The sequence below is a fragment of the Pseudomonas sp. GV085 genome, from assembly GCF_003050925.1.
In the GTDB taxonomy this organism is placed as follows: domain Bacteria; phylum Pseudomonadota; class Gammaproteobacteria; order Pseudomonadales; family Pseudomonadaceae; genus Aquipseudomonas.
In genome coordinates this window covers 12,942-34,175 of sequence record NZ_QAOV01000005.1, presented here as the reverse complement: position 1 = coordinate 34,175, position 21,234 = coordinate 12,942, and the positions used below count along the sequence as shown (strand labels likewise).

Annotated in this window: 18 protein-coding genes and 1 pseudogene; 17 read left to right on the top strand and 2 right to left on the bottom strand. The window is 60.2% G+C overall.

Translation table 11 applies throughout. The features are described 5' to 3' along the window. Nucleotides 1-127: 127 nt before the first annotated feature. The 3 genes from C8K63_RS11940 to C8K63_RS11930 are packed head-to-tail and all read left to right on the top strand — an operon-like array spanning nucleotide 128 to nucleotide 2,584. Complete coding sequence (locus C8K63_RS11940) at nucleotides 128-1,147, top strand: aminoglycoside phosphotransferase family protein (protein WP_108216899.1); 1,020 nt, start codon at nucleotides 128-130, stop codon at nucleotides 1,145-1,147. Further along, a complete protein-coding gene (murU, locus tag C8K63_RS11935) occupies nucleotides 1,144-1,815 on the top strand; it encodes an N-acetylmuramate alpha-1-phosphate uridylyltransferase MurU (protein WP_108216898.1) in 672 nt (223 codons plus the stop codon). The genes C8K63_RS11940 and murU overlap by 4 nt, the downstream gene beginning before the upstream one ends. A gap of 1 nt (nucleotide 1,816) precedes the next feature. Beyond that, nucleotides 1,817-2,584 carry a TerB family tellurite resistance protein gene (locus tag C8K63_RS11930; RefSeq protein WP_108216897.1) on the top strand — a complete coding sequence of 256 codons (768 nt, stop codon included), beginning with the start codon at nucleotides 1,817-1,819 and terminating at the stop codon, nucleotides 2,582-2,584. Between the two features lie 124 nt (nucleotides 2,585-2,708). On the opposite strand, the gene C8K63_RS11925 is transcribed toward C8K63_RS11930, so the two are convergent. Further along, on the bottom strand, nucleotides 2,709-3,698 hold the full coding sequence (locus tag C8K63_RS11925) for an alpha/beta hydrolase family protein (protein ID WP_108216896.1): 990 nt from the start codon (nucleotides 3,696-3,698) through the stop codon (nucleotides 2,709-2,711). 73 nt (nucleotides 3,699-3,771) lie between these two features. Between C8K63_RS11925 and C8K63_RS11920 the strand changes: the two genes are divergently transcribed. The 10 genes and pseudogenes from C8K63_RS11920 to trpE all read left to right on the top strand — a co-directional run bounded on the left by C8K63_RS11920 (nucleotide 3,772) and on the right by trpE (nucleotide 15,399). Then, entirely contained in the window at nucleotides 3,772-6,168 is a 2,397-nt protein-coding gene (locus tag C8K63_RS11920) for a PAS domain S-box protein (protein WP_108216895.1), read from the top strand. A 116-nt stretch (nucleotides 6,169-6,284) separates the two neighbouring features. Next, complete coding sequence (locus C8K63_RS11915) at nucleotides 6,285-6,914, top strand: response regulator transcription factor (protein ID WP_008051638.1); 630 nt, start codon at nucleotides 6,285-6,287, stop codon at nucleotides 6,912-6,914. A gap of 361 nt (nucleotides 6,915-7,275) precedes the next feature. Further along, entirely contained in the window at nucleotides 7,276-8,400 is a 1,125-nt protein-coding gene (locus C8K63_RS11910; RefSeq protein WP_108216894.1) for an ABC transporter ATP-binding protein, read from the top strand. Between the two features lie 47 nt (nucleotides 8,401-8,447). Further along, entirely contained in the window at nucleotides 8,448-9,491 is a 1,044-nt protein-coding gene (locus C8K63_RS11905) for an ABC transporter substrate-binding protein (protein ID WP_108216893.1), read from the top strand. Between the two features lie 182 nt (nucleotides 9,492-9,673). Then, on the top strand, nucleotides 9,674-10,921 hold the full coding sequence (locus C8K63_RS11895; RefSeq protein ID WP_108216892.1) for an ABC transporter permease: 1,248 nt from the start codon (nucleotides 9,674-9,676) through the stop codon (nucleotides 10,919-10,921). 12 nt (nucleotides 10,922-10,933) lie between these two features. Beyond that, nucleotides 10,934-11,758, top strand: a complete 825-nt coding sequence (locus tag C8K63_RS11890; protein WP_007986034.1) for an ABC transporter permease — start codon at nucleotides 10,934-10,936, stop codon at nucleotides 11,756-11,758. 230 nt (nucleotides 11,759-11,988) lie between these two features. Then, nucleotides 11,989-12,162, top strand: a pseudogene (locus C8K63_RS11885) (alcohol dehydrogenase); the annotation flags it as partial. A gap of 195 nt (nucleotides 12,163-12,357) precedes the next feature. Next, complete coding sequence (gene rpe, locus C8K63_RS11880; RefSeq protein ID WP_108216891.1) at nucleotides 12,358-13,032, top strand: ribulose-phosphate 3-epimerase; 675 nt, start codon at nucleotides 12,358-12,360, stop codon at nucleotides 13,030-13,032. Beyond that, nucleotides 13,029-13,847, top strand: coding sequence for a phosphoglycolate phosphatase (locus C8K63_RS11875; protein ID WP_108216890.1), 819 nt, complete (start codon nucleotides 13,029-13,031; stop codon nucleotides 13,845-13,847). The genes rpe and C8K63_RS11875 overlap by 4 nt, the downstream gene beginning before the upstream one ends. A gap of 70 nt (nucleotides 13,848-13,917) precedes the next feature. After that, the gene (gene trpE / locus C8K63_RS11870; RefSeq protein WP_108216889.1) at nucleotides 13,918-15,399 is read left to right on the top strand and encodes an anthranilate synthase component I; all 1,482 of its coding nucleotides are present in this window, start codon (nucleotides 13,918-13,920) and stop codon (nucleotides 15,397-15,399) included. A gap of 164 nt (nucleotides 15,400-15,563) precedes the next feature. On the opposite strand, the gene estP is transcribed toward trpE, so the two are convergent. Then, the gene (gene estP, locus C8K63_RS11865; protein WP_108216888.1) at nucleotides 15,564-17,474 is read right to left on the bottom strand and encodes an esterase EstP; all 1,911 of its coding nucleotides are present in this window, start codon (nucleotides 17,472-17,474) and stop codon (nucleotides 15,564-15,566) included. Between the two features lie 408 nt (nucleotides 17,475-17,882). Between estP and C8K63_RS11860 the strand changes: the two genes are divergently transcribed. From C8K63_RS11860 to C8K63_RS11845, 4 genes are all read left to right on the top strand, one after another. Next, nucleotides 17,883-18,476 carry an aminodeoxychorismate/anthranilate synthase component II gene (locus C8K63_RS11860; protein WP_108216887.1) on the top strand — a complete coding sequence of 198 codons (594 nt, stop codon included), beginning with the start codon at nucleotides 17,883-17,885 and terminating at the stop codon, nucleotides 18,474-18,476. Nucleotides 18,477-18,485: 9 nt separating this feature from the next. Then, nucleotides 18,486-19,535, top strand: a complete 1,050-nt coding sequence (gene trpD, locus C8K63_RS11855) for an anthranilate phosphoribosyltransferase (protein ID WP_108216886.1) — start codon at nucleotides 18,486-18,488, stop codon at nucleotides 19,533-19,535. Continuing rightward, nucleotides 19,532-20,368 carry an indole-3-glycerol phosphate synthase TrpC gene (gene trpC, locus C8K63_RS11850; protein ID WP_108216885.1) on the top strand — a complete coding sequence of 279 codons (837 nt, stop codon included), beginning with the start codon at nucleotides 19,532-19,534 and terminating at the stop codon, nucleotides 20,366-20,368. Before trpD ends, trpC begins: the two co-directional genes overlap by 4 nt. A 159-nt stretch (nucleotides 20,369-20,527) precedes the next feature. Next, the gene (locus C8K63_RS11845) at nucleotides 20,528-21,229 is read left to right on the top strand and encodes a lipoate--protein ligase family protein (protein WP_108216884.1); all 702 of its coding nucleotides are present in this window, start codon (nucleotides 20,528-20,530) and stop codon (nucleotides 21,227-21,229) included. Nucleotides 21,230-21,234 lie beyond the last annotated feature (5 nt).

The window sequence follows — 21,234 nt, the reverse complement described above, 5'->3', positions numbered from 1 at the left end:
ATTAGTCCGGGCTTCCTGCGTGCCATCTGCCCGCGGTGTGGGCCGCACGCCTCTCGATGGTCTGAAAAAGATGCTGGATAATAAAGCATGACCCGCTTGACGGCTAGCGCCGTCGGAGACCCTTGCAATGCCTGATCAAGATGTACGCTTGCAACACCTGAAAGTTTGGCTCGATGAACAATTGGCGACCTTTTTTGCCGAGCAACGTTGGGGCGCCGTCCCCCCGTCCACGTTGACTGCGGCCAGCAGCGACGCGAGTTTTCGGCGGTATTTTCGCTGGGAAGGCGGTGGCAAAAGTTTCATCGTGATGGACGCGCCGCCACCCCAGGAAAACTGTAAACCCTTCGTGGATATCGCCTTTTTGCTGGCGAAATCCGGAATAAATGTGCCGAAAATTTATGCCGAAGATCTCGAGCGCGGTTTTCTTTTGCTCAATGACCTGGGCAACAAGACCTATCTGGACGTCATCGACAGCGAAAACGCCGACAATTTGTTCAACGATGCCCTGCGAGCATTGCTGGCTTTCCAGCAGTTGCCGATGATTGCGCCATTGCCGAGCTATGACGTGGCCTTGCTGCGTCGTGAGCTGGAACTGTTCCCCGAGTGGTACGTGAAGCGCGAATTGGGCATTGAATTCGACGCGGCGCAGCAAGTGCTCTGGCAGCAGGTCAGCGAACTGTTGATCGACAGCGCCCTGGCACAGCCAAAAGTCCTGGTGCATCGCGACTACATGCCGCGCAACCTGATGCTCAGCGAGCCCAATCCCGGTGTGCTGGATTTCCAGGATGCGGTGTATGGCCCGGTGACCTACGACGTGACCTGCCTGTTCAAGGATGCATTTCTCAGCTGGCCGCAAGAACGCGTTCACGGCTGGCTCGAAAGCTACTGGCAGCAAGCGGGCGCCCTCGGAATACCGGTTCAGCCCGACTTCGAGGACTTCCTGCGGGCCAGCGATTTGATGGGTGTGCAACGCCATCTGAAAGTCATCGGCATTTTTGCGCGCATCTGCCATCGCGACGGCAAACCGCGTTACCTGGGTGATGTGCCGCGTTTCTTTGCGTACATAGAAGCAGTGATCGCTCGCCGCCCTGAACTGGCCGAGCTGGATGTGTTGCTGGCCAGTCTGCGCGCCGGAGTGAAAGCATGAAGGCAATGATTCTGGCTGCGGGAAAAGGCGAGCGCATGCGCCCGCTGACCCTGACCACGCCAAAACCGCTGGTTCGTGCAGGCGGTGTGCCGCTGATCGAATATCACCTGCGAGCACTGGCCGCGGCCGGGTTCACCGACATCGTGATCAATCACGCCTGGCTTGGTCGGCAGATCGAAGACTACCTGGGCGATGGATCGCGCTATGGCGTGAGCATTCAGTACTCGGCGGAGGGTGAGCCCCTGGAAACCGGCGGCGGGATTTTCCGCGCCTTGCCGTTGCTGGGGGATGAAGCGTTTGTGGTGGTCAATGGCGACATCTGGACCGATTACGACTTCAGTGTGCTGCATCAACCCATCAGCGGCCTGGCGCACCTAGTACTGGCCAGCAACCCGCCCCATCATCCGGCCGGGGACTTCAGCCTGGTCGGAACCCGGGTGACCGACGGGCAGCCGCAAGCCGACACTCTGACCTACAGCGGCATCGCCGTGTTGCATCCGCAGCTGTTCGACGGTTGCACCGCGGGGGCCTTCAAGCTCGCGCCGCTGTTGCGCAAAGCCATGGCTGAGGGGCAGGTGACCGGCGAGCAATTGAGGGGGCACTGGGTCGATGTCGGCACTCACGAGCGTCTGGCCGAAGTTGAAACATTAATAGAAGCGAGCCGCTGACATGCTATGGCCAGGGACTCTGATCGGAGCCGGAGCGGGTTTTGCCATAGCCAGCTTTCCGGGGGCCATGCTCGGCGCATTGTTGGGGCAGGCGCTGGACCGGCGCTTGCACCTGCAGAGCTGGGGGCACTTGCGGGAAAAACTGGGCGGTCGCCCGGTGTTGCGTAACGATGAATTACTGTTTGTCCTGTTGGGGCGCCTGGCCAAGTGCGACGGCCAGGTGATGGCCGGGCACATCGATCAGGCCCGAGCGGAAATGCGTGCGCTGGACATGTCCGAGCCGGCCCAGCGTCGTGCGATTGCTGCGTTCAATCGCGGCAAATCGGGCCGCGACCGGCTACGCGGTTATCTGCGTCGCCTGAGTGCCCAGCCCCATGCGGCGGAGGGCGTGTTGCGCGCCTGCTGGCGAATGGTCTGGGCCGATGGTCGTGCCGGCAGCAGCGAGCGTGAATTGATCGGCCAATGGGGCCAGTGGCTGGGCTGGACGCCACACCAGGTGCAGGCGCTGGCCCACGACTATGAGCCGCAGAAGCGGCCATTGGCCAACAGCGTGCCAAGTTATCAGGACGCCTTGAGGCTCTTGGGGGTGTCGGCCACTACTGAACCGGCGCAGATCAAGCGTGCCTATCGGCGTCTGCTCAGTCGCCATCATCCGGACAAGATTGCCGGCAGTGGCGCGACGGCGTTGCAGGTGCGTGAGGCTACCGAGCGAACGCGTGAGCTGCATAACGCCTACACACTGATTCGGGAGCGGCGGGATTTTCGCTAGTAAGGAAGGTTCGCGTTGTTTGTGGCTGCCCCATCGCGAGCAGGCTCGCTCCCACAGGGGATCTTCTAACGCTGGAGATCTGATGTGGGAGCGAGCCTGCTCGCGATGAAGGCGCCTCGGTCTGTCAATTAGCCAGGTTCTGCGGATTCAACCAGCCCCGCACCCGCCGGAACAGTTGCTCCTGTTCGGCCTTGGTATCGGGCAACGCCTTGAGCGCGACCTGGCTGAATGCCGATGACTTCAAGCGCTTGCTGGCCTGCAGGCGTTCCAGTGCTGCGTTGCGATCTGGCGCTTTGTCCTTGTAGTAAATATCCGCGGTCGGCAGTTTCAGGGTCGGGGTCAGCTCCGCCAGCCCGGGCTTCGCTGCCACCGGTGTCCGGGCGGCGACCATCACCAGCTTTTCGACTTGCGACGGTTGCTTCTCGCTCAGGTAACGCGTGGCCCAATAGGCGCCGGAACCATGCCCCAACACCACGATACTGCGGGCGCTTTGCTGTTCGGCGAAGGCGAGTGCGGCGTCGATCCGGGCGAAGATGCGCTCGGCATCGGCCTTGGACTGCTCCTCAGTGGTTTCGGCGATGACTTTGTCGGCCACATCGGCCTCGCCTCCGGCTACCTGTTCGATGGGGGCCGCAGTGGTCGAGTCTTTGCTGCCGGTTTCGGGGGCCTTGGGAGCTGGCGCTGCTTCTACGATACGTGGCGCAATGGCATCGCTTTGCAGGTCCGGCAAGGTGATACTCAGGCTGCTCCACTCGGCGTCCGGCAGTTTGCGCCGCAAAGGACCGACCGCTTGCGGCCAGTCAACGGTTTCGCCGGCGCCGGGGATGATAATCACCGCGCCTTTGGGGTCGGCGGTATTGGCCGGTTTCCACAAGGCCAGAAACGTGTCGGTGCCCGCTTGCAGTTGTTGCTGTTCCTGAGCCGGAATTTTTCGCTCAAGTGCAGTCGCTTCTTCCTGACTACGCTCAGGCAACGGCTGACGTTCGAGTGGTTTTTCTTCGGCGGTTTTTTCTGCTGCTGCAGGCGCCGGGTCGGCCGCCTCGACGGAAAAAGCGCATGGCAGGATCAGCGACAGGCACAATGCTGGCAGTGCCAGGCGGTAGACAGGGGGCATCGGATATTCCAGGCCAGAAGTTGTTCCGGCAGCCTAATGGGTTGGTCAGTATTTGTCAGTGTGTGAGAGTTCAATGATGCGTTTACGCTGCCTGTGGGTTATCGGCTGTTTGTGGTTTCCCTTGATGGGTTGGGCGGCGGCCATGCCCCCGGAGCGCGTTGCCCAACTGACTCCGAAACAACAGCACTGGCTGGCGCAGCAGGACGAGTTGCGGGTCGGCGTGGTGTTGCAGGCGCCCTATGCGCAATATGATCGCCGCTTGCAGCGCCTGTCCGGGGTGAATGTCGACTTGATGAAGTGGCTGGCAAAGACCCTCAACGTCGAACTGAGCTGGCGCAACTTTCCCGACCTTGAGCAACTGGAGGCGGCTGCACGCGAGGGCGAAATCGACATCGCCCCGGGGCTGACCCAAACCCCTGGCGGATTGCGCCTCTGGCAGTTTTCCGACCCTTACATGCGAGTGCCGCAACTGGTGGTCAGCGACCAGAAAAGCGCGGGCGCTGTCGAGCTGGAAAAGCTCGACAGCCAGACCCGCGTTGCCGTGCGCATGCCCAGCGCCATCGCCGATTACCTGCGTAGCAACTATCCGCACCTGAATCTGCAAGGCGTCCCGATGGAGCGTCAGGCATTGCAATTGCTGACTGGCCAGCAGGCGGGTTATGCGGTGGTTGATGAGGCGCAATTAGGGCGCCTGTCCGTCGAGCCGGAGTTCGCCGGGTTGGTGGTGGTCGGGGATGTCGGCTTGCCGCAGCTGCTGCGAGTGGCCACGCGCCGCGACAAGCCGGAACTGGCGGGCATCGTCGAAAGTGCATTGCGGGCTATCCCGGCCAAGGACCTGGAGCAATTGCACAATCAATGGCTGCAACCCAAGTACCCGCGGCTCACCGAGTCCCCGGGTTTCTGGCAAAACCTCTGTTTATTGCTGGCCGTGCTGGCGTTGAGCTGCATGGCCATCGTGTTCTGGCAGCGTCGCCAGCAGCACAGCCTGGAACAACGCTTGATGGCCGCGCAGGAAGACATTGCCTTGCGCGCCGCCAGCGAAGAGGCATTGCGGCTCACCCAGTTTTCCATCGATCAAAGCACCGTCGGTATCCTCTGGGTCAACTGGGACAGCCACGTGCGCTACGCCAACCGCGCGGCGGAAAGCATGCTTGGCTATCCGGCTGGTGGGATCATCGATCGGCCCTTGATCGATTTCGAACCCAGCCTGCACATGGACCGCTGGCTGAACCTGTGGAAGCGCGCCCGGGCCAGTGAAGAAGGCCCGCAAAGCTTCGAAACCAATTGCGTGCGCGCCGACGGCAGCATTCTGCCGACCGATGTCTCGTTGAGCTTTCTGCGCTTTCGCGATGGCGAATACCTGGTGGTTTACCTCAACGACGTCACCGAGCGGCGCCGCGCCCTGGCCGCCTTGCAGGAAAGCGAGGCGCGGCTGCAAGGCATCGCCGCCAATGTTCCGGGGCTGGTATTCCGCCTGGAGCGAGCGCCGGTGACCGGTCAGATCGACTTTGCCTACATCAGCGAAGGCAGCGAAAGCCTGGTGGGTTATTCGCCGGCCACGCTGGCGCATCGCGACAAAGGTCTGCGCAGCCTCGTGCATCCGGATGACAGGGCCAGCTATCACCAGACCCAGGATCATGCGCTGGATACCGACAGCGACTGGTCGTGGCAGGGGCGAATTCTCACGCGCCAAGGCGAGCAGCGCTGGGCGGAAATCAAGGCCATCACCCGTCGGCTGGAAGACGGAGCCTATGTCTGGGACGGGATCGTCTGGGACATCAGCGAGAGCAAGCGCATCGAACTGGAATTAGCCAGCTCCCGGGAACAACTGCGTGAGTTGTCCGCGCACCTGGAAAGCGTGCGCGAGGAAGAAAAAGCGCGCATTGCCCGGGAAGTTCACGACGAGTTGGGTCAGATGCTCACAGTGTTGAAGCTGGAAACGTCCATGTGCGAACTGGCTTACGCGCAGCTTGATCCGGGTCTGAACGAGCGCTTGAACAGCATGAAGCGCTTGATCGCTCAGTTGTTTCAGTTGGTCCGTGATGTGGCCACGGCATTGCGACCGCCGATTCTCGACGCTGGCATCGCCTCGGCCATAGAGTGGCAGGCCCGCCGATTCGAGGCGCGCACGCAGATCCCGTGTCTGGTGCAGGTGCCGGACAATTTGCCAGTGCTCAGCGACGCCAAGGCTATCGGCCTGTTCCGGATCCTTCAGGAAGCGCTGACCAATGTCATGCGCCACGCCCAGGCGCATACTGTTGAACTGACGCTGGCGCTGGAAGGTGACGAGTTGTGTCTGACAGTCAGCGATGATGGCGTGGGATTTGTCGCCGCGCCAGGCAGGCCAACATCCTTTGGGATCGTCGGCATGCGCGAGCGGGTGTTGATCCTGGGCGGCGAGTTGTCGCTGGAGAGTGAACCGGGTGAGGGCACGACATTAGAAGTGCGCGTGCCTTTGGACGAAGCCTGAAGATTTTTTGGTGTCTGTGCCGACGCTTTTGCGAGCAGGCTCGCTCCCACAGGGGGAACGCATTCCAAATGTGGGGGCGAGCCTGCTCGCGATAGATCTTGAATCTGGAGAAGTCTGTGATCCGTGTACTGGTAGCCGAAGACCACACCATCGTCCGTGAAGGCATCAAGCAGCTGATTGGCCTGGCCAAGGACCTGCTGGTGGTGGGGGAGGCGAGCAATGGCGAGCAGTTGCTCGACACCTTGCGTCATGTGCCCTGCGAAGTGGTGTTGCTGGACATCTCCATGCCGGGCGTCAACGGTCTGGAAGCGATTCCGCGGATTCGCGCGCTGAACAATCCGCCGGCGATCCTGGTGTTGTCGATGCACGACGAAGCGCAGATGGCCGCCCGGGCGCTCAAGGTTGGAGCGGCGGGTTATGCGACCAAGGACAGCGATCCGGCACTGTTGCTGACAGCCATTCGCAAAGTGGCGTCTGGCGGGCGTTATATCGACCCGGAACTGGCCGACCGCATGGTCTTCGAGGTCGGCCTGACCGACTCGCGTCCATTGCATTCGCTGCTCTCCGAGCGCGAATTTTCAGTGTTCGAACGCCTGGCCCAGGGCGCCAACGTCAACGACATCGCCCAGCAACTGGCGCTGAGCAGCAAAACCATCAGCACGCACAAGGCGCGGCTGATGCAGAAGCTCAACATCACCTCGTTGGCGGAACTGGTGAAGTACGCGATGGAGCACAAGCTCCTCTAAACAACACCGCCTTACACTGTGGGAGCGAGCCTGCTCGCGAAGGGGCCCGATCAGTCAATATTGATACCGACTGACAGTCCGCCTTCGCGAGCAGGCTCGCTCCCACAGGGATCTCCATCAGTCATTGAATTGTGCACATATCCAATAGCGACGTGCCTGACGAGCTGCTTTTGCCGTGACTTGTGGCTTGCAGCCAACCACTCGCCGCTGCATTTGCCAAAACACGCCATCCTTGTAGGGCAATCCCTACCCACAACCTTCCATCCGGCTGAGGCGAATCTCTCTTACCCCCCGATTTGCGCGGTCCCCAGCGTCCACTAGGCTTAATCCCACAGCAGTCATCAATAACAAAGGTGTGGGTATGAGCCAGGTCGATTCAAGTGCAGGGGCCAATGATGTTCTGGTCAGCTTTCGTGGAGTGCAGAAGAGCTACGACGGCGAGAACCTGATCGTCAAAGACCTCAACCTGGACATTCGCAAAGGCGAATTCCTCACCTTGCTCGGACCGTCCGGCTCCGGCAAGACCACCAGCCTGATGATGCTCGCCGGCTTCGAAACGCCGACCGCGGGCGAAATCCTGTTGGCGGGGCGCGCCATCAACAACGTGCCACCGCACAAGCGCGACATCGGCATGGTGTTCCAGAACTACGCATTGTTCCCGCACATGACGGTGGCCGAGAATCTGGCGTTTCCGCTGACCGTGCGCGGCATGAACAAGAGCGACGTCAGTGCCCGGGTCAAGCGGGTGCTGAGCATGGTCCAGCTCGATGCCTTCGCCCAGCGCTACCCGGCGCAGCTTTCCGGCGGTCAGCAACAGCGTGTGGCATTGGCCCGTGCGCTGGTGTTCGAGCCGCAACTGGTGCTGATGGACGAGCCCCTCGGCGCACTCGACAAACAACTGCGTGAACACATGCAGATGGAGATCAAGCACCTGCACCAGCGCCTGGGCGTCACCGTGGTCTACGTGACCCACGATCAGGGCGAAGCCTTGACCATGTCCGACCGTGTGGCGGTGTTCCATCAGGGCGAAATCCAGCAGATCGCGCCGCCGCGCACCCTCTACGAAGAGCCAAAGAACACCTTCGTCGCCAACTTCATCGGCGAGAACAACCGCCTCAATGGCCGCCTGCACAGCCAAACCGGCGACCGTTGCATTGTCGAGCTCGGACGCGGTGAAAAGGTGGAAGCCCTGGCGGTTAACGTCGGCCAGACCGGTGAGCCGGTGACCCTGTCCATTCGTCCGGAGCGAGTGAGCCTCAATGGCTCCAGCGACCAATGCGTCAACCGCTTCTCCGGGCGAGTCGAGGAATTCATCTATCTGGGCGACCACGTCCGGGTTCGCATGGAAGTCTGCGGCAAGACCGACTTCTTCGTGAAACAACCGATTGCCGAGCTTGATCCCTCGCTCGCCGTCGGCGACGTGGTACCGCTTGGCTGGGAGGTCGAACACGTTCGCGCGCTCGACCCTCTTCTAGAGGCGAACTGATCGCCCCGCAATACCAACACCAACCCTGCACGTGGAGAGAACAATAAATGTTGAGATCCCTGAAATTCACCGCTTTGGCACTGGGCATGATGGGCGCGACACATGCAATGGCGGCCGGCCCGGACCTGACCGTGGTGTCCTTTGGCGGGGCGAACAAGGCGGCTCAGGTCAAAGCCTTCTACGCACCGTGGGAAGCGGCAGGTAACGGCAAGATCGTGGCCGGTGAGTACAACGGCGAAATGGCCAAGGTCAAGGCCATGGTCGACACCAAAAGCGTGTCCTGGGATCTGGTAGAGGTTGAGTCGCCGGAACTGTCCCGTGGTTGCGACGAAGACATGTTCGAGCAGCTCGATCCGAAGTTGTTCGGCAAGAACGAAGACTACGTCAAGGGCGCCATCCAGCCTTGCGGCGTGGGTTTCTTCGTGTGGTCGACTGTACTGGCCTACAACGCCGACAAGCTGAAAAGCGCGCCGACCAGTTGGGTGGATTTCTGGGATACCAAGCAGTTCCCGGGCAAGCGTGGCCTGCGTAAAGGTGCCAAGTACACCCTTGAATTCGCACTGATGGCCGACGGCGTTGCGCCGAAAGACGTCTACAAAGTGCTGGCCGGTAAAGACGGTCAGGACCGCGCATTCAAGAAGCTCGATGAGCTCAAGCCGAACATCCAGTGGTGGGAAGCCGGCGCACAACCGCCGCAATATCTCGCTTCCGGCGACGTGGTCATGAGCTCGGCCTACAACGGTCGTATCGCTGCCGTGCAGAAAGAAAGCAACCTGAAAGTCGTGTGGAACGGCGGTATCTACGACTTCGACGCATGGGCCATTCCGAAAGGTCTGGACAAGGCACGGGCCGAAGCGGCGAAGAAGTTCATCGCTTACTCGGTGATGCCACAACAGCAGAAGACCTACTCGGAAAACATCGCCTACGGCCCGGCCAACACCCAAGCCGTACCGTTGCTGTCCAAGGATGTCCTGAAAGACATGCCGACCACCCCGGAAAACATCGCCAACCAGGTGCAGATCGACGTCAGCTTCTGGGCTGACAACGGCGAGCAACTGGAGCAGCGCTTCAATTCCTGGGCTGCCAAGTAAGACCGCACCGCGGGCTTACGCTGTAGGAGCGAGCTTGCTCGCGAAAGCGGTGGGTCAATCAACACAGATGTTGAATGTGCTGGCCTCTTCGCGAGCAAGCTCGCTCCTACAGGTTGCGGTGTTTCAACACAACAGGGGCGGTTCGCCGCCTCTGTAACGATCAAAGATTCCCGGAGTACGTCATGGCTATCGCCGTTCCCCTGAACGAGGGCACCAGCCCCACCTTGAAGCAGCGGCTCAAGCACGCCGAGCGGGTCAACCGCTGGAAGGCCCAGGCGTTGATCGCGCCGCTGGTGCTGTTTCTGTTGCTGGTGTTCCTGGTGCCGATCGTGGCGCTGCTCTACAAAAGCGTTGGCAACCCGGAAGTGGTCGGCGGAATGCCGCGCACCGTGACCGCCATCGCCAGTTGGGACGGCCGCGGCCTGCCCGCTGAACCGGTTTACAAAGCGGCGGCCGAAGACCTCGCCGACGCTCGCAAGAACCAGACCCTGGGCGATCTGTCCAAGCGCTTGAACATGGAGCTGGCCGGCTACCGCAGCCTGCTGACCAAAACCGCCCGCGCCTTGCCGCTCGCCACTGAGCCGGCCTCTTATAAAGAAGCGCTGGAAGGCCTCGATGAGCGTTGGGGCGACCCGGCCTACTGGCAAGCGGTACGCCGCAACACCAGCAGCATCACTCCGTATTACCTGCTGGCGGCCGTCGATCATCGCATCGACGACCTCGGCGAAATCGCTCCCGCCACCCCGGATCAGGCGATCTACCTCGACATCTTCGCCCGCACCTTCTGGATGGGCCTGATCATCACCGTGATCTGCCTGGTGCTGGCGTATCCACTGGCTTACCTGTTGGCGAACCTGCCGTCGCGCCAAAGCAACCTGCTGATGATTCTGGTGCTGTTGCCGTTCTGGACGTCGATTCTGGTACGGGTCGCGGCGTGGATCGTGTTGCTGCAATCGGGTGGCTTGATCAACAGCGGCCTGATGGCCATGGGCATCATCGATAAGCCGATCGAGCTGGTGTTCAACCGCGTCGGTGTCTACATCTCGATGGTGCACATCCTGCTGCCGTTCATGATCCTGCCGATCTACAGCGTGATGAAAGGCATCTCGCCGACCTACATGCGCGCCGCGATTTCCCTCGGCTGCCATCCGTTTGCCAGTTTCTGGCGGGTGTACTTCCCGCAGACCTATGCCGGTGTCGGCGCCGGTTGCCTGTTGGTGTTCATCCTCGCCATCGGCTACTACATCACCCCGGCATTGCTGGGCAGCCCGAACGATCAAATGGTCAGCTACTTCGTCGCCTTCTACACCAACACCAGCATCAACTGGGGCATGGCGACCGCACTCGGTGGATTGTTGCTGCTGGCGACTGTGGTGCTTTATCTGATTTACAGCTGGCTGGTGGGCGCGAGCCGCCTGCGCCTGAGCTAAGGGGAGAACGAAATGCTGAGTCCTTATATGTCGCCCATCGAACGGGTGTGGTTCTACAGCTTGCGGATTCTCTGCGGCTTGATTCTGTTGTTCCTGATCCTGCCGGTACTGGTGATCATTCCGCTATCGTTCAACTCCGGCAGTTTTCTGGTCTATCCGCTGCAAGGCTTTTCGCTGCACTGGTACCAGGACTTCTTTGCCTCGGCGGAATGGATGCGTTCGTTGAAGAACAGCATCATCGTGGCCCCGGCGGCGACGGTACTGGCCATGATCTTCGGCACGCTGGCGGCGATCGGCCTGACCCGAGGCGATTTTCCAGGCAAGCCGCTGGTGATGGCGCTGGTGATTTCGCCGATGGTGGTGCCGGTGGTGATCATTGGTGTGGCCAGTTACCTGACCTTCGCTCCACTGGGATTCGGCAACAGCTATACCTCGCTGATCGTCGTGCATGCGGTGTTGGGTGTGCCGTTTGTGATCATTACCGTGTCGGCGACGTTGCAGGGGTTCAATCACAACCTGGTGCGGGCCGCTGCGAGCCTGGGCGCTTCACCGTTGACCACGTTCCGCCGTGTGACCTTGCCACTGATCGCGCCGGGCGTGATCTCGGGGGCGTTGTTCGCCTTCGCGACTTCGTTCGATGAAGTGGTGGTGACGCTGTTCCTCGCAGGCCCTGAACAAGCGACCCTGCCACGGCAGATGTTCAGCGGCATCCGCGAAAACCTCAGCCCGACCATCGCTGCAGCCGCGACGCTGCTGATTGCCTTCTCGGTGATCCTGCTGCTGACCCTGGAATGGCTGCGCGGGCGAAGCGAGAAACTGCGTACTGCGCAGGTCTGACGGATCACCCGATCAACTGTAGGAGCGAGCCTGCTCGCGATGAACTTCAACGACAACGCGGGAAATCTGACACCCCGCGGCGCTCTCAGGTTCATCGCGAGCAGGCTCGCTCCTACAGGTGTTTTTGGTGGTTTTGGGCAGGGCCGGTCATTCACGAGCTGAATGGAAGACAACCCGCAATCCCCAGCTACGATTGTGCCCAGCTCCCCTACCTACAAGAGACTGCGCACATGAGTCTTTCCTCTTTCAAAATCGCTCACAAACTGATCACCGGCGCAGGTGCCATCGAGTAATTGTCTGCCGAGCTGGCGCGTCTGGACATCGACAACCCACTGATCGTCACTGATGTCGCATTGGTGAAATCCGGCACAGTAGAACTGGCACAGGTGCAGATTGGCGAACGCAGATCGAGCGTTTGATTCCTAACAATCCTCGTAAGTTGAGTGCCGTCGATATCGAAAAGATCTATCGCGCGGCGTACCAGGGCTTCTGCCGTTGATGGGTGATGGCAAGGTCCAATCATCGCGCTCACGGTGCGCGCGTCAAAGCATGAGGTATACAATGCGCGCCATCGTGATTCTGCTCAGAAAAGGTGCGTCATGCAGCCCTTCGTAATTGCTCCGTCGATTCTCTCCGCCGACTTCGCCCGACTGGGTGAAGAAGTGGATAACGTCCTGGCCGCCGGCGCCGACTTCGTGCACTTCGATGTCATGGACAATCACTATGTGCCGAACCTGACCATCGGCCCGATGGTCTGCTCGGCGCTGCGCAAGTACGGCGTGACCGCGCCGATCGACGCGCACCTGATGGTCAGCCCGGTGGACCGCATCGTGGGCGACTTCATCGAAGCTGGGGCGACTTACATCACCTTCCACCCGGAAGCCACCCAGCACGTCGACCGCTCTCTGCAATTGATCCGCGAAGGCGGCTGCAAGTCGGGCCTGGTGTTCAACCCGGCGACCCCGCTGGACGTACTCAAGTACGTGATGGACAAGGTCGACATGATTCTGCTGATGAGCGTCAACCCGGGTTTCGGCGGGCAGAAGTTCATCCCCGGCACCCTCGACAAACTGCGTGAAGCGCGGGCGTTGATCGATGCCTCCGGCCGTGACATTCGCCTGGAAATCGACGGTGGCGTGAACGTGAACAACATTCGCGAAATCGCGGCGGCCGGTGCCGACACCTTCGTCGCCGGCTCGGCCATCTTCAATGCGCCGAACTATCAGGAAGTCATCGACAAGATGCGTACCGAACTGGCGCTGGCTCGCCCATGAGTGGCTTTGAGCAGCTGTTCCCGGGGAAACTGCCGCGGCTGGTGATGTTCGATCTGGACGGTACGTTGATCGACTCGGTCCCGGATCTGGCAGTGGCTGTGGACAAGATGCTGCTCAAACTCGGTCGTAAGCCCGCCGGTCTGGACGCGGTACGCGAATGGGTCGGAAACGGCGCGCCAGTGCTGGTGCGTCGTGCGCTGGCTGGTGCTATCGATCATTCGGCGGTCGATGACCATGAGGCCGAACGGGCGCTGGAGTATTTCATGCAGGCTTATGGCGAGGGCCATGAGTTGACCGTGGTTTACCCCGGTGTGCGCGACACGCTCAAATGGCTGAAAAAGCAGGGCGTCGAGATGGCGCTGATCACTAACAAGCCAGAGCGCTTCGTCGCACCGCTGCTGGACCAGATGAAAATTGGTCGTTACTTCCGCTGGATTATTGGCGGCGACACCCTGCCACAGAAAAAACCCGACCCGGCCGCGCTGTTTTTCGTGATGAAAATGGCCAACATTCCGGCTTCGCAGTCGTTGTTCGTCGGCGATTCGCGCAGCGATGTGCTGGCGGCGAAAGCGGCGGGGGTCAAATGCGTGGCCTTGAGCTACGGCTATAACCACGGCCGGCCGATTGCCGAAGAATCGCCGGCACTGGTGATCGACGACCTGCGCAAGCTAATTCCCGGTTGCCTCGCTACGGCCGCTGAGATAACGTTGCCCGACGCTTCTCAATTCCTTTCTGGAAACGCCATCGTGGTGGTCACTCGCAAACTCTGGATGAAAGTCATGAAGGCCCTGGCCCGCTGGCGTTGGCGCGCCTGACTTGATTCTGGCCGATTATCCGGCGCGTTTGCATACCTGACTGTTCGACCCTCAAGCCACGAGGCACCTCATGATCCGCGAAGAATTCCTGCGTTTGGCCGCTGCCGGCTACAACCGCATCCCGCTTGCCTGTGAAACCCTGGCCGACTTCGACACGCCGCTGTCGATCTACCTGAAACTGGCCGACGAGCCCAATTCCTACTTGCTGGAGTCCGTACAGGGCGGCGAGAAGTGGGGCCGTTACTCGATCATCGGCCTGCCGTGCCGCACCGTACTGCGGGTTCACGATCATCACGTCAGCGTGACCGTCGATGGAGTCGAGACCGAAAGCCACGACGTGGAAGACCCGCTGGCCTTCGTCGAAGCTTTCAAGGCTCGCTACAACGTGCCGACCATTGCCGGCCTGCCGCGTTTCAATGGCGGCCTGGTGGGTTACTTTGGTTATGACTGCGTGCGTTATGTGGAGAAGCGTCTGGGCAAGTGCCCGAACCCGGATCCGCTGGGCGTGCCTGACATTCTGCTGATGGTCTCCGACGCCGTGGTGGTGTTTGATAACCTGGCCGGCAAGATGCACGCAATCGTCCTGGCCGACCCGGCGCAGGAAGACGCCTTCGAACAAGGTCGCGCACGCCTGGAAGATCTGCTGGAAAAACTCCGTCAGCCGATCACCCCACGCCGTGGCCTGGACTTCAGCAAGCAACAATCGGCTGACCCGGTGTTCCGCTCCAGCTTCACCCAGGACGATTACGAAAAAGCCGTCGACACGATCAAGGAATACATCCTGGCCGGTGACTGCATGCAAGTCGTGCCGTCTCAGCGCATGTCGATCGACTTCAAGGCGGCGCCGATCGATCTGTATCGCGCGCTGCGCTGCTTCAACCCTACGCCTTACATGTACTTCTTCAACTTCGGCGACTTCCACGTCGTCGGCAGTTCGCCGGAAGTGCTGGTGCGGGTCGAAGATAACCTGATCACCGTGCGCCCGATTGCCGGCACCCGTCCGCGGGGCGCCAACGAAGAGGCTGACCTGGCGCTGGAAAAAGACCTGCTGTCCGACGACAAGGAAATCGCCGAACACTTGATGCTGATCGACCTCGGTCGCAACGACACCGGTCGCGTATCGGAAATCGGCTCGGTGAAACTCACCGAGAAAATGGTCATCGAGCGTTACTCCAACGTGATGCACATCGTGTCCAACGTCACCGGGCAACTGAAATCCGGGTTGACGGCCATGGATGCACTGCGAGCGATTCTGCCGGCGGGCACCTTGTCCGGCGCACCGAAGATTCGCGCGATGGAAATCATCGACGAACTGGAGCCGGTCAAGCGTGGCGTCTACGGCGGTGCGGTCGGTTACTTTGCCTGGAACGGCAACATGGACACCGCCATTGCGATCCGCACGGCGGTGATCAAGAACGGCGAACTGCACGTGCAGGCCGGTGGTGGCATCGTCGCCGACTCGGTGCCGGCGCTGGAATGGGAAGAAACCCTGAACAAGCGCCGCGCGATGTTCCGCGCCGTTGCCCTGGCGGAACAAACCCCGAATACCTGATCCACGCAAAACCTACTGTAGGAGCTAGCTTGCTAGCGAAGGAGTGTCAGCAACACAGTGTCGACTGACATACCTTCGCTAGCAAGCTAGCTCCTACAGGGGATTTGCGTACACCAAAAAAACGCGGCGCCTGTGAGGGCGCCGCGTTTTTTATTGGCTGCACATCAGAAGTCCAGCGCAACACCTACGTTGATGCCCTGTTGGGTGAAATCGTCGTCCTTGCGGATGTTGTAGCTGGCGCGCAATGCCAGGTCCTGGGTGAGGTTGTGGCTCACGCCCAGATTCACACGTTGCAAATGACTTTGCGGGGTGTAGCCTTCCAGCGTGAACTGGTTGTTTGGCAGGCTGTTGAGGTTGATGCTCACGTCCTGGGTATCATCGTTGTACTCACGTTCGACTGCTGCTTCGCCAAAAACCTGGGTTTGCGGGGTGATCTGGTATTTGCCCTGCAGGCCAGCGCCAAGACGCCGGGAAATACGCTCCTGATCGGCGAAGGTCAGTGCCGTGGAGTTGTTGCCGTCCTCCGAGTAACCGTCGACTTGCACCTTGGCGAAATCGGCGCTGACAAACGGCGACAGGTGCCAGGGGCTGCTGGCTTGTTGCGCAATGTCGTAACCCAGGCGAGCGCTGAAGGCCTCGACGTAGCCGCTGGTATCGCCTTTTTCGCTGCGTTCGTTGGCGCCCAACTGGAATTTACGCTTGAGGCTGTCGTAATCCAGATGCCCGGCCGTCAACGCCGCGTCGGCCCACACACGGTTTTGCTGGTACTGGGCGAATACCGTGCCCAGGTAAGTGTTGAGCTTGTAGTCGGAATCGTTGCTGCCGGCTTCGAGTTTCTGGTTATAGAAACCGGCCACCAAACCGACGCGCCATGCATCGTCAAGGCGATAGCTGCCACCGATGTTCAGGTTGGCTCCGTTGCCGTCGGCGCTTGCCACGCTGTCCTGACCGTCAAAGTCCTGATGCTGTCCGCCGCCGGAAACAATGGCTCGCCATTGGCCGACACCTTGCCAGTTTTCCCAATCGGCCAGCCACTGGTTGCGCAATTCATCCTGATGCGCGCGCACGGTGCCTTGGGCCATTTCCGGCAGTAATGTCAGCTCCCACGGCGCTGCCAGCAGGGAATACGCGTAATCGGCAATCAGGCGCTGCCCGGCTTCGGTGGGATGCACGGAGTCGTTGTAGATCAGCTTGGTCGGGTCTGGTGTGGCGCTGTTGATGCCGTAACGGGCGTTTTCGGTGCAGCCGCTGCCGCTGAAGCATGTGGCGATGAGATTCTGGTCGGTGGCCAGGCCAAACTGCACCGGATTGGCGAACGTCTCTTTGAGCAGTACCGGAATGTTGAGCGGGATAATTTCTGCATTGATGTTCTGCAGTCGACTTACCAGTTCAGTATTGAACTGGGCGCTGAGTTGGGACGTGAACGCTTGCAGCGGGGTGCCATTGAACGCCGGGGTAAAGCCGATATCGGGCAGCAACCAGACCATGACGTATTTGGCACCGGCGGTTTGCAGCGTCTGCACGCTGTCGGCCAGGCGGTCGGCGGCGGCACTGGCCTGTGGCAGGCTGGTGACGCGTCCTTGCAGGAAGTCGTTGCCGCCACCCGACAGGTAATACAGTGCGTTCGGGTCGGCACGGAAGTTATTGGATGGAAGATAGCCGGCCCGGGTGCGTTCGCCGGTGGCGGAGATGCTGGTAATCGAATCAAGAATCTGGTCGGTACGGTAGCCGCCTACAGCCCAGTTGTTACCATCAGGCAGGCCTTCGTTGGCGCGAACGGCTGAAGCAGAGGATGCCGTCTGGTCCGCTGAAAACCCCAGTTTTCCGCCCAGAATCTGTGTGGAGTTGAGCGAGCGGACTTCGCCGCTGCCATCCAGGTACACCGGCCCCGTCCGGTTGGTGAAGCGCTGTGTCGCCCCGGCTGGCCCGCCCGTGTCGGCAAAGGTCCCTGCATCGTTGAGGCTGTCCCCGAAGACAACGAAATTTGTATAAGGATTGGGTGCGGCGTTCGCCTGGGCGCATGCGATCGCGAGCAAGCATCCTGCGAGCGGTACAAACAACGACTGTTTGATCATGAGCAAGTCCGTTTATTTATTGTTTTAGTGAACGAAACGACAGTACCAAAAACTCCCGGCCTTTTGCCATCTGTCGCGAAGCCTTTGATAGTTTCGCGGGCAGTGCCCCCGGCGATATTGCGCGCTCTGCCCAGCTAAGTTACTGTGCCGGGACGTACGAACGAGACCTTCCCCGTGTTGATCATCAGTAAACTCCTGGATCAAGTCATCAAGGCACACGCCCGCTGGCGTTGGCGCGCCTGAATTCTTTTGCCGGCCTCGCCGGACCTGTATCGCTTTGCCTTCTTTACCTGTTTGAAATGCCGCTTTGCTGGCGCTACTCCGGCACCTGACAAAGCGCAGCGCTCTGCGGGTAAATCATTCGAAGGCCATCTTTAAAGTCAGTGAATTCAAGAGGTTCTATACGCCATGTTGCTGATGATCGATAACTACGACTCCTTTACCTACAACGTTGTGCAGTACCTGGGCGAGCTCGGCTCCCTGGTCAAAGTCGTGCGCAACGATGAACTGACCATCGCTGAAATCGAAGCCCTCAACCCAGAGCGCATTGTTGTGTCCCCCGGTCCTTGCACCCCGACCGAAGCCGGCATCTCGATTGAAGCGATCAAGCATTTCGCCGGCAAACTGCCGATTCTTGGCGTCTGCCTCGGTCACCAATCCATCGGCCAGGCCTTTGGCGGTGATGTGGTGCGCGCCCGCCAAGTGATGCACGGTAAGACTAGCCCGGTATTTCACGAGGACAAGGGTGTATTCGAAGGCTTGAATCGTCCGCTGACGGTGACCCGCTATCATTCATTGATCGTCAAGCGCGAAACCCTGCCCGATTGTCTGGAGCTGACCGCCTGGACCCAGCTCGAAGACGGCTCGGTCGACGAGATCATGGGCCTGCGTCACAAGACTCTGAACATCGAAGGCGTGCAGTTTCACCCTGAGTCGATCCTCACCGAACAGGGCCACGAACTGTTCGCCAACTTCCTCAAACAAACCGGCGGCACGCGCTAAGGACTTATCATGAACATCAAGACAGCCCTGGGCCGTATCGTCGATCACCTCGACCTCAGCACCGATGAAATGCGCGATGTCATGCGCGAAATCATGACCGGGCAATGCTCGGACGCGCAGATTGGCGCGTTCATGATGGCCATGCGCATGAAGAGCGAAAGCATCGACGAAATCGTCGGCGCGGTGTCGGTGATGCGTGAGCTGGCGGACAAGGTCGAGCTCAAGACCCTCGACGGTGTGGTCGATGTGGTGGGCACCGGCGGTGACGGTGCGAATATCTTCAACGTGTCGACCGCTGCTGCGTTCGTGGTTTCCGCTGCTGGCTGCACCGTGGCCAAGCATGGCAACCGTGCAGTCTCGGGCAAGAGCGGCAGTGCTGATCTGCTGGAGGCGGCCGGTATCTACCTGAACCTGACCCCAGTGCAAGTGGCGCGTTGCATTGACAACGTTGGTATTGGTTTCATGTTTGCCCAGACTCATCACTCTGCGATGAAATACGCCGCCAGCCCGCGCCGTGAACTGGGTCTGCGGACCTTGTTCAACATGCTCGGTCCGCTTACGAATCCGGCCGGTGTGAAGCATCAGGTGGTCGGCGTATTCACCCAGGCCCTGTGCCGGCCGTTGGCGGAAGTGCTGCAGCGTTTGGGCAGCAAGCACGTGCTGGTGGTGCATTCGAAGGATGGTCTGGACGAGTTCAGCCTGGCTGCGCCGACGTTTGTCGCTGAGCTGAAGAATGGCCAGATCACCGAGTATTGGGTCGAGCCGGAAGACCTTGGCATGAAGAGCCAGAGCCTGCATGGCCTGGCGGTGGATAGCCCGGCGGCGTCCCTGGAGCTGATTCGCGATGCCCTGGGCAAGCGCAAGACTGAGAACGGTCAGAAAGCGGCCGAGATGATCATGCTCAATGCCGGTGCCGCGCTGTACGCAGCCGACCATGCCAGCAGTTTGAAAGAGGGCGTTGCACTTGCGCACGATGCGCTGCACACCGGTCTAGCTCGAGAGAAGCTCGAGGAACTGGGTGCGTTCACCGCGGTATTCAAAGTGGAGAATGAGGGATGAGTGTACCGACGGTTCTGGAAAAGATTCTGGCGCGCAAAGTCGAGGAAGTCGCCGAGCGCAGCGCTCGCGTCAGCCTCGCTGAGCTGGAAAGCCTGGCCAAGACGGCCGATGCACCCCGTGGTTTTGCCAAGGCCTTGCTGGCTCAGGCCAAGCTGAAGCAACCGGCAGTCATTGCCGAAATCAAGAAAGCCTCGCCGAGCAAAGGTGTGATCCGCGAGAACTTCGTTCCCGCCGACATCGCCAGAAGCTACGAGAAGGGCGGCGCGACCTGTCTGTCGGTACTCACCGATATCGATTATTTCCAGGGCGCTGACGCCTACCTGCAGCAGGCCCGCGCGGCGTGCCAGCTGCCGGTGATCCGCAAGGACTTCATGATCGATCCGTACCAGATCGTCGAGGCCCGGGCCCTGGGTGCCGATTGTGTGCTGTTGATCGTTTCCGCGCTGGATGACGTGAAAATGGCCGAACTGGCAGCCGTGGCCAAAAGCGTCAACCTCGATGTACTGGTGGAAGTCCACGACGGCGACGAGCTGGAGCGGGCCTTGAAAACCCTCGACACTCCGCTGGTTGGTGTGAACAACCGCAACCTGCATACCTTCGATGTCAGCCTGGAAACCACCCTCGACCTGTTGCCGCGTATTCCTCGCGATCGTCTGGTCATCACCGAGAGCGGCATTCTCAACCGCGCCGATGTCGAACTGATGGAAATCAGCGATGTCTACGCGTTCCTGGTCGGCGAAGCGTTCATGCGCGCCGAAAGCCCGGGTACCGAGTTGCAGCGTCTGTTTTTCCCTGAGCGCGGTGTGCCTGTCAGCGGCTCTACACTCGACTGATTATTTGCAGACCGAATCGACCCCATCCGAGCAGGCTCGCTCCCACAAGGAATTGGCTAATGCCAAAGATCCAATGTGGGAGCGACGGTGCGGCGATCCGACCTGCTCGCGATGGCAGCATAAGATGCACCACAGACTGACCGTCCTATGGAAGACCTTATGATCTCACCTGTTTCCCTGACTATCGAAGCCGGCCTGCAAGCCGAACAGGATCTGTTGGCCTCGGTCTGTGCCGGCAACGCGGACTTCGGTCTGTTGTTCTGGCAACCGAGTGACCAGGCATTAGTGATGCCGCGTCGCTTGAATCGCTTGCCAGGCTTTGAATCCGCATGTGAAATCTCGGCAGCGGCAGGCTGGCCAGTGTTGTTGCGCGATACCGGCGGAGAGCCCGTTCCGCAATCCGACACCACGATCAACATCGCTCTGGTCTATGCACCGCCGCGCAGCGAAGGTGACCTTAACCGCATCGAATCCGGCTACCGGCGTCTATGCGATCCAATCTGTCGGTTGCTGGATGAGTTGGGTGGCACTTCGTCCCTGGGTGAAATCGAAGGCGCTTTCTGTGACGGTCGCTTCAACGTCAACCTCGATGGTCGCAAGATGGTCGGCACCGCCCAGCGCTGGCGCCAGAGTCAGGGTGGGCAGCGTCCGGTAGGACTGGTGCACGGAGCCATGCTGATCGATAACGAGCGAGCGTCAATGGTCGCCGCGGTCAATCGTTTCAACGAGGCCTGCGGTCTGGAACAACGAGTACGCGCCGAAAGCCACATCGCGCTGCATGAGAAGTTCGCCGCACCCGATGCACTGGCGCGCCTCGACGAACTCTACCGGCTGATGCTGGCGCAGATGTTCAGCGGCTAGGTTTT

Coding starts and splice junctions, on each gene's coding strand:
- C8K63_RS11845 (WP_108216884.1), top strand. CDS start 20,528: ATGATCTCACCTGTTTCCCTGACTATCGAAGCCGGCCTGCAAGCCGAA.
- C8K63_RS11905 (WP_108216893.1), top strand. CDS start 8,448: ATGTTGAGATCCCTGAAATTCACCGCTTTGGCACTGGGCATGATGGGC.
- murU (WP_108216898.1), top strand. CDS start 1,144: ATGAAGGCAATGATTCTGGCTGCGGGAAAAGGCGAGCGCATGCGCCCG.
- C8K63_RS11890 (WP_007986034.1), top strand. CDS start 10,934: ATGCTGAGTCCTTATATGTCGCCCATCGAACGGGTGTGGTTCTACAGC.
- C8K63_RS11930 (WP_108216897.1), top strand. CDS start 1,817: ATGCTATGGCCAGGGACTCTGATCGGAGCCGGAGCGGGTTTTGCCATA.
- C8K63_RS11860 (WP_108216887.1), top strand. CDS start 17,883: ATGTTGCTGATGATCGATAACTACGACTCCTTTACCTACAACGTTGTG.
- C8K63_RS11925 (WP_108216896.1), bottom strand. CDS start 3,698: ATGCCCCCTGTCTACCGCCTGGCACTGCCAGCATTGTGCCTGTCGCTG.
- C8K63_RS11940 (WP_108216899.1), top strand. CDS start 128: ATGCCTGATCAAGATGTACGCTTGCAACACCTGAAAGTTTGGCTCGAT.
- estP (WP_108216888.1), bottom strand. CDS start 17,474: ATGATCAAACAGTCGTTGTTTGTACCGCTCGCAGGATGCTTGCTCGCG.
- C8K63_RS11910 (WP_108216894.1), top strand. CDS start 7,276: ATGAGCCAGGTCGATTCAAGTGCAGGGGCCAATGATGTTCTGGTCAGC.
- C8K63_RS11895 (WP_108216892.1), top strand. CDS start 9,674: ATGGCTATCGCCGTTCCCCTGAACGAGGGCACCAGCCCCACCTTGAAG.
- rpe (WP_108216891.1), top strand. CDS start 12,358: ATGCAGCCCTTCGTAATTGCTCCGTCGATTCTCTCCGCCGACTTCGCC.
- trpD (WP_108216886.1), top strand. CDS start 18,486: ATGAACATCAAGACAGCCCTGGGCCGTATCGTCGATCACCTCGACCTC.
- C8K63_RS11875 (WP_108216890.1), top strand. CDS start 13,029: ATGAGTGGCTTTGAGCAGCTGTTCCCGGGGAAACTGCCGCGGCTGGTG.
- trpE (WP_108216889.1), top strand. CDS start 13,918: ATGATCCGCGAAGAATTCCTGCGTTTGGCCGCTGCCGGCTACAACCGC.
- trpC (WP_108216885.1), top strand. CDS start 19,532: ATGAGTGTACCGACGGTTCTGGAAAAGATTCTGGCGCGCAAAGTCGAG.
- C8K63_RS11920 (WP_108216895.1), top strand. CDS start 3,772: ATGATGCGTTTACGCTGCCTGTGGGTTATCGGCTGTTTGTGGTTTCCC.